The organism is Streptomyces sp. SAS_272 (assembly GCF_052543235.1).
This window is the reverse complement of sequence record NZ_JBMNDR010000141.1, coordinates 1-14,641: the sequence shown is the minus strand read 5'-3', so window position 1 is coordinate 14,641 and position 14,641 is coordinate 1. Positions and strand designations below refer to the sequence as shown.

Annotated in this window: 10 protein-coding genes and 2 pseudogenes; 7 read left to right on the top strand and 5 right to left on the bottom strand. The window is 69.9% G+C overall.

All coding sequences use genetic code 11. From position 1 onward, the window contains the following. Nucleotides 1–44: 44 nt before the first annotated feature. On the bottom strand, nt 45–1,997 hold the full coding sequence (locus tag ACN6LD_RS40300; RefSeq protein WP_445045747.1) for an RICIN domain-containing protein: 1,953 nt from the start codon (nt 1,995–1,997) through the stop codon (nt 45–47). Nucleotides 1,998–2,825: 828 nt separating this feature from the next. Here ACN6LD_RS40300 and ACN6LD_RS40295 point away from each other — a divergent pair. Beyond that, nucleotides 2,826–3,221 carry a nuclear transport factor 2 family protein gene (locus tag ACN6LD_RS40295; RefSeq protein ID WP_319189922.1) on the top strand — a complete coding sequence of 132 codons (396 nt, stop codon included), beginning with the start codon at nt 2,826–2,828 and terminating at the stop codon, nt 3,219–3,221. Between the two features lie 160 nt (nt 3,222–3,381). Here ACN6LD_RS40295 and ACN6LD_RS40290 read toward each other — a convergent pair whose 3' ends face one another. Continuing rightward, complete coding sequence (locus ACN6LD_RS40290) at nt 3,382–3,750, bottom strand: winged helix-turn-helix transcriptional regulator (protein WP_445045748.1); 369 nt, start codon at nt 3,748–3,750, stop codon at nt 3,382–3,384. Nucleotides 3,751–4,015: 265 nt separating this feature from the next. On the opposite strand from ACN6LD_RS40290, the gene ACN6LD_RS40285 reads away from it, so the two are divergent. Then, the gene (locus ACN6LD_RS40285) at nt 4,016–6,598 is read left to right on the top strand and encodes an excinuclease ABC subunit UvrA (protein ID WP_445045746.1); all 2,583 of its coding nucleotides are present in this window, start codon (nt 4,016–4,018) and stop codon (nt 6,596–6,598) included. 320 nt (nt 6,599–6,918) lie between these two features. Here the strand turns inward: ACN6LD_RS40285 and ACN6LD_RS40280 are convergent, their stop codons facing one another. Together ACN6LD_RS40280 and ACN6LD_RS40275 are read right to left on the bottom strand one after the other, a co-directional pair. Continuing rightward, complete coding sequence (locus tag ACN6LD_RS40280) at nt 6,919–7,488, bottom strand: TetR/AcrR family transcriptional regulator (protein WP_445045745.1); 570 nt, start codon at nt 7,486–7,488, stop codon at nt 6,919–6,921. A gap of 325 nt (nt 7,489–7,813) precedes the next feature. Continuing rightward, the gene (locus ACN6LD_RS40275; protein ID WP_319189927.1) at nt 7,814–9,313 is read right to left on the bottom strand and encodes an MFS transporter; all 1,500 of its coding nucleotides are present in this window, start codon (nt 9,311–9,313) and stop codon (nt 7,814–7,816) included. Nucleotides 9,314–9,687: 374 nt separating this feature from the next. Here ACN6LD_RS40275 and ACN6LD_RS40270 point away from each other — a divergent pair. Continuing rightward, a pseudogene (locus ACN6LD_RS40270) lies at nt 9,688–9,855 on the top strand (site-specific integrase); the annotation flags it as partial. 450 nt (nt 9,856–10,305) lie between these two features. Then, on the top strand, nt 10,306–11,733 hold the full coding sequence (gene rox, locus ACN6LD_RS40265) for a rifampin monooxygenase (RefSeq protein ID WP_445045744.1): 1,428 nt from the start codon (nt 10,306–10,308) through the stop codon (nt 11,731–11,733). Between the two features lie 307 nt (nt 11,734–12,040). Here rox and ACN6LD_RS40260 read toward each other — a convergent pair. Beyond that, a pseudogene (locus ACN6LD_RS40260) lies at nt 12,041–12,226 on the bottom strand (Tn3 family transposase); the annotation flags it as partial. Nucleotides 12,227–12,393: 167 nt separating this feature from the next. Here ACN6LD_RS40260 and ACN6LD_RS40255 point away from each other — a divergent pair. The 3 genes from ACN6LD_RS40255 to ACN6LD_RS40245 are packed head-to-tail and all read left to right on the top strand — an operon-like array spanning nt 12,394 to nt 14,512. After that, entirely contained in the window at nt 12,394–12,756 is a 363-nt protein-coding gene (locus ACN6LD_RS40255) for a MarR family winged helix-turn-helix transcriptional regulator (protein ID WP_319189951.1), read from the top strand. Beyond that, on the top strand, nt 12,753–14,186 hold the full coding sequence (locus tag ACN6LD_RS40250; RefSeq protein WP_445045743.1) for an MFS transporter: 1,434 nt from the start codon (nt 12,753–12,755) through the stop codon (nt 14,184–14,186). The genes ACN6LD_RS40255 and ACN6LD_RS40250 overlap by 4 nt, the downstream gene beginning before the upstream one ends. Nucleotides 14,187–14,218: 32 nt before the next feature. Then, complete coding sequence (locus ACN6LD_RS40245) at nt 14,219–14,512, top strand: DUF1330 domain-containing protein (protein WP_319189933.1); 294 nt, start codon at nt 14,219–14,221, stop codon at nt 14,510–14,512. Nucleotides 14,513–14,641: the final 129 nt, after the last annotated feature.

Sequence of the window (14,641 nt, the reverse complement as noted above, 5' to 3'; positions counted from 1 at the left end):
CCCCCCCCCCCCCCCGCGGCGGGGGGAGGCGGCGGAGGGCGGGATCAGACGGCGACGATCCGCCACTGCTGCTCGCTGCGGCCCGCGTAGGGCTGCTGCTCGACGGCGGCCGCGTTGGCGGTGCTGGCCTCGTCCACGGCGAGCGAGAGCCCGCTGTAGCGGTTGATGAGGACGTAATTTCCGTCGCCGGTGGGTGTGACGGCCCAGTGCTGCTGGGGGGCGGCGGCGTCCCCCCAGATGCCGGCGGCGCCGCCGTCCGCACGGGAGAGCCCCGCGATCTCCAGGAGCCTGCCGCTGCCCACACCCTTGATCTTGTAGTAGCCGTCGCCGGTCTTGATGAAGGTCCACTTCTGGTTCGTCTGGCCGAGCCAGGGCCACTGTTGGATCTTGGTGCCGTCGCTGGTGCGCCGGTCCACGACGTCGGCCACCTGGCCGCTGTTTCGGTTGACCAGCCGGTAGACGGTGCCGTCGCCGGGCAGTGTGGTGGACACCAGTGCAGGCTCGACCGACCGGCCGCCGATCCTCACACCGCTGACGTTGGCGTAGCCGCCGGTGGCCGCGTTGACCTGGATCCGTACGAAGCCCACGTTCCGGTCGGGCCACTCGACCAGTTTCGCCGTCTTGTCGCCGACCCAGGCGCCGGTGGCGACCTGGGTGAAGGCGACGCCGTCGGTGCTGGTCAGGATGGTGTACGAAGTGATGTCGCCGTCGGTGGAGTCGCTGCGGTTCCACTGCTTGGGCAGGTACTCCAGGGTGGAGACGTTGCTCCACACGCCGCCGAGGTCGATGGTGATGGACTGCGGCAGCGGCGCCGGCAGCCCCCAGGTCGACCAGCAGGTCTCGTAGCGGACGTCGCTGAGTCCGTCGATGGCGTTGAGCGGCCCCTCGCCGGTGTGGAAGCCGGTGGCGTACGCGTTGACGGGGGTGACGGGGTGCTCTGCGCGCAGTGGCTGGGCGGGCAGCGGCGGCCGGGAGGTGTTCGGGCTCCACGCCGCGCCGACCTCGGCGAGCCGGCTGACGACGTTCGCGTCCAACAGGCCGTTGCGGTTGGGCGGGCAGTTGAGGATGAACGAGGTGTACTTCGGTTCCAGGTCGGCCAGGTGCGACAGGATCGCGGACTTGCTCATCAGGCCCTCGGTCGGAGTGGAGGGGTGCCAGAACCAGCCGTTGCTGATGGTCTGCCCCTGCATGCCGGCGTAGGTGTTGCCCGTCGGCGCCGTGACCCCCAGCGGCTCCTCGAAGAAGATCGCGTCGCCGAGGAAGGGCTCCGACAGTCCACCGAGGTCGATCATGACGCAGTCCGGCTGAAGCTCTTTGACCAGTGAACGGATCTGCTGGTAGGAGACGGCCTGCTGGCCCATCTGCCATGCGTAGCCGTCGGTCATGAGCATGTCGATGGTGCCGTAATCGGTGAGCAATTCGCGGATCTGACCGAGCACGAAAGCCATGTGGCTGGGCTGGATGGCATCGGTGATCTGCAGCCCGGTCACCTTGTGCCGGCTCTCCCACGCCTCGACGCCGAAGGTGCGGTCCCAGATCGAGTAGTAGAGCCCGACCTTCAGCCCCTTCGCGCGGAAGGCGTCGCAGTACGCCTGGACGACGTCGTGCTTGTAGGAGCTGTTCGCGACGTTCTGGGTGCCGTGGGCGCTCGGCCACAGGGCGAACCCGTCGTGGTGCCTGGTGGTCAGGAAGCCGTAGCTCATCTTCGCGGCGGCCGCCGCATCGGCCCACTGCGCGCAGTTGACACTGGGCGGAGCGAAGAGGGCGGGGCTCTGGTTGGGTTCGGCCCACTCCTGGTTGGTGAAGGTGCCCAGACTGAAGTGGTTGAACATGCCGAACCGCATGTCGACCATCTTGCTGAGGTTGCTCTGTGTGTCCGCGGCGAACGCCTGCGGCAGAAGGCCGGAGAAACCGGGGACGATCGGCAGGGCCGTCGCGGCGCTCACCGCACCCGCTGCGCCGAGAAACGTACGGCGGGACATTCTTGACGAGGGCATGGCCCACTCCTGTGATCGATGGGGGATTGCTTCGAGGCGGCGACGTTCCAGGTGGCTGTCGACGACCTGGATGCCGGGGCGCCCACGGACTGTCGAAGCGACCGCGAAACGGCGCTCCGCCGGAACCTGCCGGCCTGGCGGGTGTCAAGACGACGGTGACGGCCCGAGATCGGCGACCGGGCTGTCGTCGCACGGGCTCAGCAACATCGGATCTATTAAGAAGCTGCGGCGCGGCGTCTGTCTAGTGGATCGACGGAAAACCCGTGATCTGAGCTGATGAAACACCCATGACTCAGATTCCTGTCGCCGGGGCGCAGGGTGTGAAAAGGGAAATAGATCGGGTGACTGGGACGACGAGTGCCCTTGTGAACGCACCTGCGAACGCACTCGTGGGCGGTCGGGAGCGAGTGGCGTCAGGGTCGTCGTCACGGACGGTGGCCATGACGTGTCCCCCGCGGGAATCCTGCCGGCGGGGGCTCTGCGGACCCCGCGGCTCCCGGGCGACACCCGCACATTGTGTGACGTGCGTCACGTCATCCCATTGGTTACGTTGAGGTGACCGGATGCCGATGGTGAGTATGGAGATGCAGCAGGAGAGCTCGCAGAAGGAGAAGGCCGGTGCATCGAGGGCGCGTGCACCGCAGGGCCCGACTCCTGTCGGCGGGCCGGCAGGCCAAGGGTGAACCGTGGGGCGACGCCCCACTGGCATGTCTGGCGAAACCTGACCGCGCGTCGTTGACCCATCCCGCATCGCGCACGTCGCGGTTCGCATCCAGCTCGTAACGGTAGTCGCACCGCCTCTACGTCGGAGGCGTAAGGAGTTTTGTCATGACCAGCAAGAACGTCGACATCGCGCGTGAGTACTTCCAGGCCGTCCAGAAGGGCGACCTGGCCAAGGTGGGCGAGCTCCTGGACGAGGGGATCGTCTGGCATCAGCCGGGCGGCAACCAGTTCTCCGGTGAGCGCAAGGGGCGCGACGCCGTCTTCGCGATGCTCGGCGGGATGATGGAGGCCAGCCAGGGCTCCTTCGCCATCGACGCGATCCACGCCCTCATGGGCAACGGTGACATGGTGGCCGCCTCCATCCACTTCGCCGGGCGGCGCGAGGGCGCGTCCATGAGCATGGACGGCGTGGACGTCCTGCGCCTGAAGGACGGCAAGATCGTCGAGATGTGGCTGTTCTCCGGCGACCAGGTGGCCGAGGACGCTTTCTGGGGGGAGTGAGCCGCCCGTGCCCTTCGGGCGAGAGCCGCCCTGTACCGCGGTGATCGTCGTGCAGCCCACGACGGCGGACACCGCGGGGCGGCGGCGAGTTCAGGGCGCCGCACCGTAGGGTCCGCCGGCACGACGCTCGCCGGATCGTCGCCTCCGGCGAGCGGTCACGTCACTGGCGGGCGTCGTAGCTGTCGCGTGCGGCGAGTACCTCGGTGAAGTGTTCCTCTGCCCAGAGGGCGATGGCCCGAAGCGGGGTGTACAGGGTGCGCCCCAGCTCGGTCAGCTCGTATTCGACCCGGGGCGGGACCTCGCCGTACACGTGCCGGGTGACGAGCCCGTCGCGTTCCAGGTCCCGGAGCGTGTCGGTGAGGACCTTGGCGCTGATGCCGTCGACGCTGGTGCGCAGGTCGCCGAAGCGCAGGGGGCCGGCGCTGAGCGCGATGACCACCATGGCGGTCCACTTGTTGGCGATGCGGGCGAGCGAGGTGCGGGACGGGCAGGTCGCCGTCATCACGTCGAAGGCCGGGAATTGCGGCAGCGTCACATGCCCTCATCGGTTGTGTCGAGGCGGCTGATGCCGGTGGTGAGGATAAGAACCCGGCAGGCGGCATCCTCGCCGAGGATGCCGTCCGGCGCCAGGCCGGCGCCCATCCCTCAGGGCGCTTCACTCGAGGCGCTTCACTTCCAAGGAAGTAAATTCTACGGAAGCATATTCTATGTATGCTGATTCGGTGGACGCTGCGAGCACTCGTCCTTCTCGGCGGCCGACGACCCTCGGACGAGACGCCCGGAAGGGAGAAGCGATGGCGCACGACGAGGTGAGCGGCGGAGACCGGTGGGCCGGGGTCCCCGGCGTACGAGGCACGGACGCGTCGGATCCGCCGTTGGCCGTTCAGGTGCACGGGGCGAAGGTCCACAACCTGAAGAACGTCGACGTGACGGTGCCGCTGCGCCGGCTCGTCGCGGTGGCAGGGGTGTCCGGCTCCGGGAAGTCGTCCCTGGCGATGGGCGTGCTGTACGCGGAGGGCTCACGGCGCTACATCGAGGCACTGTCCACGTACACCCGCCGTCGCATGGCGCAGGCGCCGCGTGCGTCGGTGGACAGCGTCGAGCACGTGCCCGCGGCCCTCGCCTTGCGGCAGCGGCCCGGGGTGCCCGGGGTGCGCAGCACTTTCGGCACGTCGACAGAGCTGCTCAACGTGCTGCGTCTGCTGTTCTCCCGACTGGGGTCACACCTGTGCCCCAACGGCCACCGGCAGGACCCGACGATCGACGTGGCCGCCGGACTGGACCTGACCTGTCCTGTGTGCGAGGTGACCTTCTACCCGCCGGGCGCGGAGTCGCTGGCCTTCAACTCCGACGGCGCATGCCCGCGGTGCACCGGTACCGGCACGGTCCGGGAGGTCGACGAAGCGGCTCTCGTCCCCGATCCGCAACGCACCGTCGCCGAGGGGGCGGTGGCTCCCTGGTCCATGTTCGGGCTGACGGTGATGCCGCAGGTCGTCGCCGAACTCGGGGTGCGCACCGACGTGCCGTACGCGCAACTGACCGAACACGAGCGGGACATCGTCATGCACGGCCCCGCGGAGCAGCGGCACATCAGCGTGCGGTCCAAGAACGGCAAGTTCTTCGAGCTGGACTTCACCTACCGCAACGCCCGCCGGGCCGTCGAGGAGGCCCTGAACAAGGCCACCACCGAACGCGGGCTGAACCGTGTGAACAGGTTCATCAGCGCCCAGGTGTGTCCGGCCTGCAACGGGACCCGGCTCAGCGAGCAGGCCCGAGCCACCCTCGTCGACGGCGTCGACCTCGCCGAGGCCACCTCGAAGACGCTCGACGGACTCATCGCCTGGGCTCCCGGTCTCGCGGACGCCCTGCCGTCCGAGATGGGTCCGATGGCGCGGAACATCGTCGCCACCCTGCTGGAGACCGCCCGCCGCCTGGTCGAACTCGGCCTCGGCTACCTCTCCCTGGACCGGGCGAGCTCCACCCTGTCGACCGGCGAGCGGCAACGCGTCCAACTGGCCCGCGCCGTACGCAACCAGACCACCGGCGTGCTCTACGTCCTCGACGAACCCTCCATCGGACTGCACCCCTCGAACGTGGACGGTCTGCTCGGCGTCATGCGCGACCTGCTCCGCGACGGCAACTCCGTGGTCCTCGTCGACCACGACGTCCAAGTGCTGCGGGAAGCCGACTGGCTCATCGAGATCGGCCCCGGCTCCGGCGCCGAAGGCGGCACCGTCCTGGCCACCGGCGACGTCACCGCTCTGGGCAAGGACCCCGACTCCCTGATCGGCGGATTCCTCACCGGCCGCGAACCGGTCCTCGTCCGCCGACGAGCCGGGCGCGACCAGATGTTCGACCACGGCCGTATCCATCTCTCCACCCGGCCCCTGCACACTGTGCACGCCCTGGACGTCGACATTCCCCGGGGCCGCCTGACCGCCGTGACCGGCGTCTCCGGATCGGGCAAGACCACGCTGATCCTCGAAAGCCTGATCCCCGCGCTCCAGGCGGAAGCCGCGGGCAGAGCGCTGCCTGACCACGTGGCCGCGGTGGACGCGCCGGCGATCACCCGGGTGAACACGGTCGACGCCACCCCCATCGGCGTCAACGTCCGCTCCACCGTCGCCACCTACAGCGGCATCCTCGACGACCTGCGCCGCGCCTACGCCGCCACCGATGCGGCCGAGCAACGAGGGCTCACCGCCGCGGACTTCTCCTACAACACCGGCTCCCTGCGCTGCCCCCGCTGCGAAGGCACCGGCCAGGTCTCCCTCGACGTCCAGTTCCTGCCGGACGTCGACATCGCCTGCCCCGCATGCGACGGCGCCCGGTACGCCCCCGCGGCCGCCGACGTCCTCCGCCCGATCCCCGGAAACCCGGACGACGGGGTGTCCCTGCCCGAGCTGCTCGCCCTCACCGTCAGGCAGGCCATCGAGCAGGTCGGAGACATCCGCCGTGTCAGGACCCGGCTCCAAGCCCTCATCGACCTCGGACTCGGGTACCTCACCCTCGGCGAAGACACCCCGGCTCTCTCCGGCGGCGAAGCGCAGCGGCTGAAGCTCGCCACCGAGCTGACCCGGAACCAGTCCGACACCCTCTTCGTCCTGGACGAACCCAGCGTCGGCCTCCACCCGCTCGACATCCGCACCCTTCTGGCCGTCCTCCAGCGGCTGGCCGACAACGGCGCCACAGTCATCGTCATCGAACACGACCTGGACATGATCGCCAACGCCGACCACGTCGTCGACATGGGCCCCGGAGGCGGCACCGCCGGCGGCACCATCGTCGCCACGGGCACACCCGACGACCTCGCACATGATCCGCACAGTGTCACCGCGCGCTATCTCAGCCGCCATCTGCACCCGACGAAGGGGTGAACCGAACCGAGCCGAACCGAACCGACTCGAGTCGCGGCTGAAAGACGGTGCCGTCCGTCTCCGGCGGGACATCGGCCCGGACCGCCCAGGACGATCTTCCACACGCCCAGAATCTCGCCGGGCCGGCGGACCAGGGTGATCAGCCGGCCCTTGATCCGCACCGGTGTGGTCGTCCTTTCGCCGGTCCGGCGAGATCCTGGTCCCGGTGGAGGCCGGCCGGGCGAGGTTCGGAGGCACGTGCACCGGCCGGGCGTCGCCGAAGGGCTGCGGCGTTCTCGGCGGGCGTGCGGTTCGCGGCGAGCGCTCCTGCGCGCGACACGTCAGCGCATGTCCGCCGCGTCGAGCAGGGTGGTCACGGTGGGAGCGACAAGCCCTGAGGGCGTGTCGGCTCTGATTCCCGCGCGAGCGCTGGCGCCGTCGAAGACAAGGATCAGCTGCCGGGCCAGCAGGTCCGGATCGCTCGCCCCGCCCTGCTCGGCCTCGGCGCGGAAGAAGCCCGTCAGGTTCCCTTTGATCTGATGGGCGACCTGGCTCGCGGGGTGGGTCTGGTCCTTGAGCTCGATCTGCACGGCGAGGTACCGGCAGCCCTGGAAATCGGATGCGCCCGCCTGCGATTCCAGCTGCTCGAAGACGTGCATGATCCGCTCGCGGGGTGAACGGCTGTCGTCCGTCGCGGGAAGGAGCGTCGCCACGTAGGCGGAGGCGCGTTCCTCCAGGCTCGCCGCCAGCAGTTCGTCCTTGCTCTCGAACAGCTGGTACATGGAGCGCTTGGACACCCCCGCCGCCTTGCACAGCGCGTCGACGCCGATGCCGACGCCGTCTCGGTAGGTGAGCGTGGCCGCTGCCTCCAGCAGCCGCTCTCGGGGGCTTGACTTCGCTTCGGTGGTCATAATGCGAGGTTAACTCGATTCCGGCCGATTGGAAACCGATCGGTTTATGGCGGTTGCCGGTTGTCGGATTCCTCTTCGACGCCGCCATGCGGTGCGGGCATGTGAACTCCTTGCCGTGTTCGGCGCGCCCGGCACAGCTCGCCTGTCTCTGTCGTGTGCGCACTCGGCGGGCCCCCTGGGGGCCGACGTGCCCATCGGCCCCGCATATTCAGCCGCATCGACGGGCGCCGCATCGCAGATGCCCCTTGCCCTTTCGTCCTGCGCTGATCCGTGCCTTGGGGGCGCCCGCCGGCACAGGACGTTTCCCGTCACGGCGGATGCGGGTTCAGTGGGCGATCACGGGCTCGCCCTCCGACGGCGACAGCTGCGCATTCGGTATCAGGAGCGCCGAAAGGACGGCGCCGACCACGAAGAACCCTGCGCCCCACGCCAGGGTGGCCGTGTAGCTCTCGACCCCGGCCTGGGCAGCGGTCAGCGCGCCGGGCCTGTGCGAGGACAGGTAGTCGGTCGCGGCCGACGACGCGACGGTGGTCAGCAAAGCCGTGCTGATCGAACCGCCTACCTGCTGACCGGTGTTGATCAGCGCCGAGGCGACGCCTGAGTCCTCGTGATGTATGCCCGCGGTCGCGCCCTGGAACGCGGTGGCCATCACGCCGCCGAGGCCGAGACCCAGCAGGACCAGCCCGGGCATGATGTGGGCGACGTAGGTGCTGTCCAGCTCGAGCCGGGTCAGCAGTGCCATGCCTGATGCGGCGACCAGGAAGCCGGCGCTGATCACGACCTTCGGGCCGACCCTGGGCAGCAGCAGCGCGGGCGCCGTGGTCGACGCGGCGACGATGCCCGCGACCATCGGCAGGAACGCCAGACCGGTCTTGATCGGCGAGTAGCCGAGGCTCGCCTCCAGGTAGTAGGTCAGGAACAGGAAGATCGAGAACATCCCCATGCCGATGACGAACACCGCCAGGAACGACCCCCCGCGGGTCCGGTCCAGCACGAGTCGCAGCGGCAGCAGCGGATGCGCGACCCGGGCCTCCAGCCGTACGAACACCGCGAGCAGCACCACGCCGACGATCATCGAGCCGAGACTGACCGGGTCGGTCCAGCTGGTGGATTCGACGTGCGCGAACCCGTAGACGACGGCGAACAGCGCGGCACTCACCACGAGAGTGCCGGGGATGTCGAGCCTCGGCCGCTCGGCGACCGCGGGCTTGGCCAGCAGCAGCACCGCGCCGACCAGCGCTACGGCCGCGAAGACGACGTTCACGTACATCACCCAGCGCCACGACGCCCATTCGGTGAGCATGCCGCCGAGCAGCAGCCCGATCGCGCCGCCCGCACCGGCCAGCGCGCTGAAGATGCCGAACGCCTTCGGCCTCTCCCTCGGGTCGGTGAACGTCACGCTGAGCAGCGAGAGCGCCGCGGGCGCGAGCAGCGCGGCGAAGAGACCCTGGGCCACCCGTGCCGTGACGAGAATGTCGAAGCTGGTGGCCGCGCCGCCGAGGACCGATGCGCCCGCGAAACCGATCAGGCCGGTCACGAAGGCGGTACGCCGGCCGAACAGGTCGCCGAGCCGGCCGCCGAGCAGCAGCAGGCTGCCGAACGCCAGGGCGTAACCCGTGATGACCCACTGCCGGCTGCCGTCGCTGAAACCGAGGTCGTGCTGCGCCGCGGGAAGCGCGATGTTCACCACGGTCGCATCGAGCGTGACCATGAGCTGCGCCGTGCCCAGCACGACAAGCACCCACCAGCGCACGGCATGTGAGCCACGGCGGCCCGAATCTGATGTCCCGGAGGCGGGCGCCCCGCGGTCGAAGGTGGTACTCACGTTTCCCCTTAATCGCTGGTCATGAACCGGCCGTCGGCAAGAAACCGATCTGTTTCCATCTAGAAAAACAGATCGGTTTCCATGATGCAAGCGAGCGAGGGGATCGGGCGCGGGCGCCGGATGCGCTCCTCGCCGTGCTCGAACGCGGTCGGGTTCTGCGTGCGCCCCTCCTTGCGCGCAGCGGAGAGCGCCCGTGTCCACGGTCGCCGCCTGGCGGCCGTGGACTTCCATCGCCGGGAGGGTCGCCTACGCGGGGGTTGAGGAACATCCATGTCAGATCGTGCGCGAAGCCGACGTCGGCCCTGCTGTCTGCGGCACGGGGGGAAGCGGTGTCCACCGTCGTAGAGCTGCCGACCGGGAAGGCGCTGACTGTCCGCCACTCCGCCCTGACCCACCTCGGTGAACAGGGCGCCTCTCTGCTGATGCTCATGGCCAAGCCCCGGCACAGGAAGCCGGAGAACCTCCGCCGCTACGTCAAGCCCTCGGCCGAGGCGATCGCAGAAGTCACCAGCCTGCTCGCACCAGGCGACGCTCGGCGCTGATCCGCCCAGTCAGCCGGTACGCCGACCCTCGCACGCGGTGGGGTCTGGGCGAGGATCGCCGCCTGCGGCGACCACGCCTCGGCTGCCTGCCGCGCCTCGCAGACCCCGATGCGGGAGGTCTTGTCCGTCCGCAGCGGACGGCACATAGCAAAGGCAAGGAGGTTGTCTACTCCTTGCCGCTTTCAAGTTATAGCGAAGGCGGGGCCTTGCGGCAAGGCCCGGGGCATGGCGCAGAATCGTCGGCCGAGGCCAGGACTTGGGACAATCAGGGATTCGCGAAGTACGTGCGCCTTTGTCGACTGTGGGTTCTGCGGGACGTGAAACCGCCGGTGGGACTCGCGGTGCGGGTGCGGGTGCGGGTGCGGGCACGCGGCGCGGAGGTCCGGGTGCGCGCGCCGCCAACTGCGCGGTGGGCCAACCGCAATGCAACTTTGTTGAATGGGGGGTTTCATGACTGAAGTGATCGTTGCCGGCGGCGGACCGACCGGCTTGATGCTGGCCAGCGAGTTGCGGCTGCACGGCGTGCACGTGCTCGTGCTGGAGAAGGACGCGGAGCCGACCAGGATCGTGCGCTCGCTCGGCCTGCACGCGCGCAGCGTCGAGGTGATGGACCAGCGCGGTCTGCTGGAGCGGTTCCTCGCGCTCGGCACGAGGTACCCGGTCGGTGGTTTCTTCGCGGCCATCAACAAGCCGGCGCCGGACCGGCTGGACACCGCACATCCGTACACGCTCGGCATCCCGCAGCCCACCACCGATCGCCTGCTTGCCGAGCGCGCCACCGAACTCGGCGTCGAGATCCGGCGCGGCTGCGAACTCGTCGGGCTGAGCCAGGACGAACACGGGGTGACCGCCGAGCTTGCCGACGGAACGCGGCTGCGCTCGCGCTACCTCGTGGGTTGTGACGGCGGCCGCAGCACGGTGCGCAAGCTGCTCGGCGTCGGCTTCCCCGGCGAGCCCTCCAGGGTCGAGACGCTGCTGGGCGAGGTGGAGGTGACCGTGTCGCCGGACACGCTGAACGCCGTGATGGCCGAAGTCCGCAAGACCCACAAGCGGTTCGGAGCCATGCCCCTCGGGGACGGGGTGTACCGCCTCGTCGCACCCGCCGAAGGGGTGGCCGAGGACCGCACGGTCCCGCCGACCCTGGACGAGCTGAAGCGGCAGGTGCGGAAGCTCGCCGGCACCGACTTCGGCGTGCACTCACCGCGCTGGCTCTCCCGCTTCGGCGACGCCACCCGGCTGGCCGAGCGCTACCGGACCGGCCGGGTGCTGCTGGCCGGCGACGCGGCGCACATCCACCCGCCGACCGGCGGGCAGGGGCTCAACCTCGGCATCCAGGACGCGTTCAACCTGGGCTGGAAGCTGGCCGCCGAAGTCAACGGCTGGGCGCCGGAGGGACTGCTGGACAGCTACCACACCGAACGGCGCCCGGTGGCCGCCGATGTGCTGGACAGCACCCGCGCACAGATGGAACTGATGTCCGTCGAGCCGGGTCCCCGAGCAGTGCGCCGGCTGGTGTCGGAACTGATGGACTTCGAGGAGGTGAACCGGTACCTGATGGAGAAGATCACTGCGATCGGGGTCCGCTACGACTTCGGCGAGGGGCATGAACTGCTCGGCCGACGGCTGCGGGACGTGGGGCTGAAGCGGGGTCGCCTGTACGAGCTGATGCACGGCGGCCGCGGGCTGCTGCTCGACCGGACCGGCCGGCTCTCGGTGACGGGCTGGGCAGATCGAGTCGACCACGTCGCCGACGTCAGCGAGGAACTGGACGCGCCCGCGGTGCTGCTGCGGCCGGACGGCCACGTAGCGTGGGTCGGTGACGATCAGCAGGAGCTGCTCGGCCGGCTTCCCCGGTGGTTCGGCGCTGCGGTCAGCTGAGCGCGCATTCGGGGCACGAAAGCCCGCCGGGCCTGCCGCCGGACGGAGCGGGTAGGCACAGCTGTCTCTCATGAGGGGACGCTGTACCCGCTCCAGGCCACTGACCAGTACTGACGGAGATGGAGTGGGAGACGGCTAAGAGGCCCGTCACTGCTCCTCGGTGGCATCCGGGTCGCGTGGAGGCCGCATTCCGCCGGGCAGCTCCGGCAGCTGGAAGGAGTAGCGGCCGGGCATGATGATGTGGTGCCGCACGAACGGGGAGAGACGGGAGACGTCCTCGTTGCGGACGCCGAATCCGTCCGCGCGTGTTCAGCCAGGTGGCGCCGCCCCGGTGCCCGACGTAGTTCGGGTTCGGCCGCGCGCAGACCGATGGCACGGGCACGACGAACCGCATGTCGTCCACCGAGGCGACCAGGCCGCCACCCCGTGCCTGCGGGAGCGGGATCGACGACTGGCAGTCGATCAGCGTGGCGTTCGCGGCTCGATACGTCGCCTGGATGTTTCCCAACCACCTACGTCGGCCGTTTCCATAAACTATGAATATAAAAATGTTATGCTTCGCGCATGAGTCGTCAAGGCGCCGCTCCCGGCGCGTCCGCCGCCATCGGGGCAGCCCTCTACGGCCTGGCCACCAGGGCCGCGAGACGTCTGCCCCGGGACATGAGCCTGACGTCCGCCGCCACCCTGGCCACGCTGGACCGGACCGGCCCGCGGCGTATCACCGATCTGGCCGCGGTCGAGGGCGTCACCCAGCCCGCGATGACCGCCCTGGTCCGGGTGATGGAGGAGTCGGGCCTGGTCGAGCGGCGGGGCGACGCGTCCGACAAGCGGGTCACGCTGGTGTGCCTGACCGAGGCCGGCGCCGCCTATGTCCGGACGCGACGCCAGGCCGGCGTCCACGCGTTCGAACGGTTGATCGGCGAGCTCACCGGCGACGAGGTCGAGGCGCTGGTGGCGGCCCTTCCGGCGCTGACGCATCTGGCAGAGCTCGAAAGCCAGGACCGCGAAGGGCCGAAGCAGTGACCGGCCGGCCGGTCGAAGGGGTCGCGGGGAAGGTGCTCCCGGTGGCGCGTTCCGAGGAGCGGCTGCTGGTCCCCGCCCTGATGTTCATCGCTCTCGTCGTGGCGGCGGTCGCCAGCCTCGGGACGCCGCTCATCACCAGCGTGGCGACCTCGTTCCACGTCTCGCTCGGCAGCGCGCAGTGGACGCTGACCGTCGCGCTGCTCAGCGGCGCCGTCGCCACGCCGGTCCTGGGCCGGCTCGGAGCCGGCCCGCGCCGGCGGGCCACGATCCTCGCCACGCTGGCGGTCGTCGTCGCCGGCAGCGCGCTCACCGTGCTGCCGCTGCCGTTCGCGTGGCTGCTGGCCGGCAGGGCGGCCCAGGGCACCGGGCTCGGGCTGACGGCGCTGATGATGGGCGTGGCCCGGGACCACCTCCCCGAGGAGCGCAGCGCGGCCGTGATCGCCCTGATCTCGGTGGTCTCGATCATCGGGGCCGGCGTCGGCTACCCGCTGGCCGCACTGCTCGCAGAGCTCGGCGGGGTGCGGGCCGCCTACGGCCTCGGCCTGGTCGTCACCGCCGCCGCCCTCCTGACAGCGTGGCGCTCCATGCCCGAAGCCCCCGAAGGCCGCTCCGCCCACGTGGACGTGGCAGGCGCGGTCGTCCTGGCCGCTGCGCTGGTCCTGGTGCTGTTCCTCGCCGGCGAACGGAGTCTGTGGAGCCGGCACCTCGCCGTGGCGGCGGCCCTCGCCGTCCTCGCGGTGACGCTGCTCTGCGTCTGGGCCGTCATCGAGCTGCGCAGCACGACGCCCCTGGTCGATGTGCGGGCGGTGCGGCGCCCGGCGGTCGCCGGGGCGAACCTCGCCATGTTCGTCGGCGGGATCGGCATGTACCTCCTGCTCACGCTCATCACCCGGTACGCGCAGACGCCGCACGGCGCCGGCTACGGCTTCGGGCTGACGACCTTCGTCGCCGGGCTGGTCCTCATCCCGTTCTCGGTGCTGGGGTTCGTCGCCGGCAAGCTCACGCCACGGGTCCGGACGCGGATCGCCGACCCCCTGCTCCTGGCCGGCAGCGCCGTCGTGGTCGGCGGCGGGTTCGCCCTGTTCGCGGCGGCCCGGTCGGACCTGGCTGAACTGTTCGCGGCGATGGGCGTGCTCGGCTTCGGCGTCGGCGGCTTCTCGGCCGCGATGCCCGGCGTCATCCTGGCCGTCACCCCCAAGAGCGAGACGTCGAGCGCCATGAGCTTCAACTACGTCGTCCGCAGCGTCGGGTACTCCCTGGGCAGCGCCGTCGGCGGCCTGATCCTCGCCGCGGGCACCGGACCCGGCCACCTCTTTCCCGACGACAGCGCCTACACCACCGCGGCGCTGGTCGGCATCGGCGCCATGGCGATCACGACGCTGACAAGCCTCGCCCTCGCCCGCCGCCGCTCGTCCGAGACCGACCCGTAAACAAGATGCACTCATCCCACACTGGAGGTTCCATGCCCAAGGGCTACTGGGTCAGCGCCTACCGCACCATTTCGGACCCTGAGAAGCTGGCTGCCTACAACAAGCTGGCCGGTCCGGCCGTCAAGGCCGGGGGCGGTCGGGTCCTCGTCCGCGGCGAACGGGTCGTGGCGCACGGCGCCGGAATCGCCGAGCGCACCGTCCTGATCGAGTTCGACAGCTTCGAGCAGGCCGTCGCGGCGCACGAGAGTGCGGCCTACCAGGAGGCGCTGGTCGCCCTCTCCGACGGCGTCGAGCGCGACTTCCGCATCGTCGAAGGCATCGACTGACCGACGTCCAGTCGGATCTTCACTGAACGACCCTGTCGTGTCACTTCACCGGAGCCGAACACGCGTACTCGCTCTTGGCCGGCCGAGGCGGACGGCAGGCGCGGGGACCGCTTCGTCGGCGGTCCCCGC

Bases quoted from the DNA above. Each gene is read 5' to 3' on its own strand.
- ACN6LD_RS40300 (WP_445045747.1), bottom strand. From the start codon at position 1,997: ATGCCCTCGTCAAGAATGTCCCGCCGTACGTTTCTCGGCGCAGCGGGT.
- ACN6LD_RS40295 (WP_319189922.1), top strand. From the start codon at position 2,826: ATGACCAGCAAGAACGTCGACATCGCGCGTGAGTACTTCCAGGCCGTC.
- ACN6LD_RS40285 (WP_445045746.1), top strand. From the start codon at position 4,016: ATGGCGCACGACGAGGTGAGCGGCGGAGACCGGTGGGCCGGGGTCCCC.
- ACN6LD_RS40280 (WP_445045745.1), bottom strand. From the start codon at position 7,488: ATGACCACCGAAGCGAAGTCAAGCCCCCGAGAGCGGCTGCTGGAGGCA.
- rox (WP_445045744.1), top strand. From the start codon at position 10,306: ATGACTGAAGTGATCGTTGCCGGCGGCGGACCGACCGGCTTGATGCTG.
- ACN6LD_RS40255 (WP_319189951.1), top strand. From the start codon at position 12,394: ATGAGCCTGACGTCCGCCGCCACCCTGGCCACGCTGGACCGGACCGGC.
- ACN6LD_RS40245 (WP_319189933.1), top strand. From the start codon at position 14,219: ATGCCCAAGGGCTACTGGGTCAGCGCCTACCGCACCATTTCGGACCCT.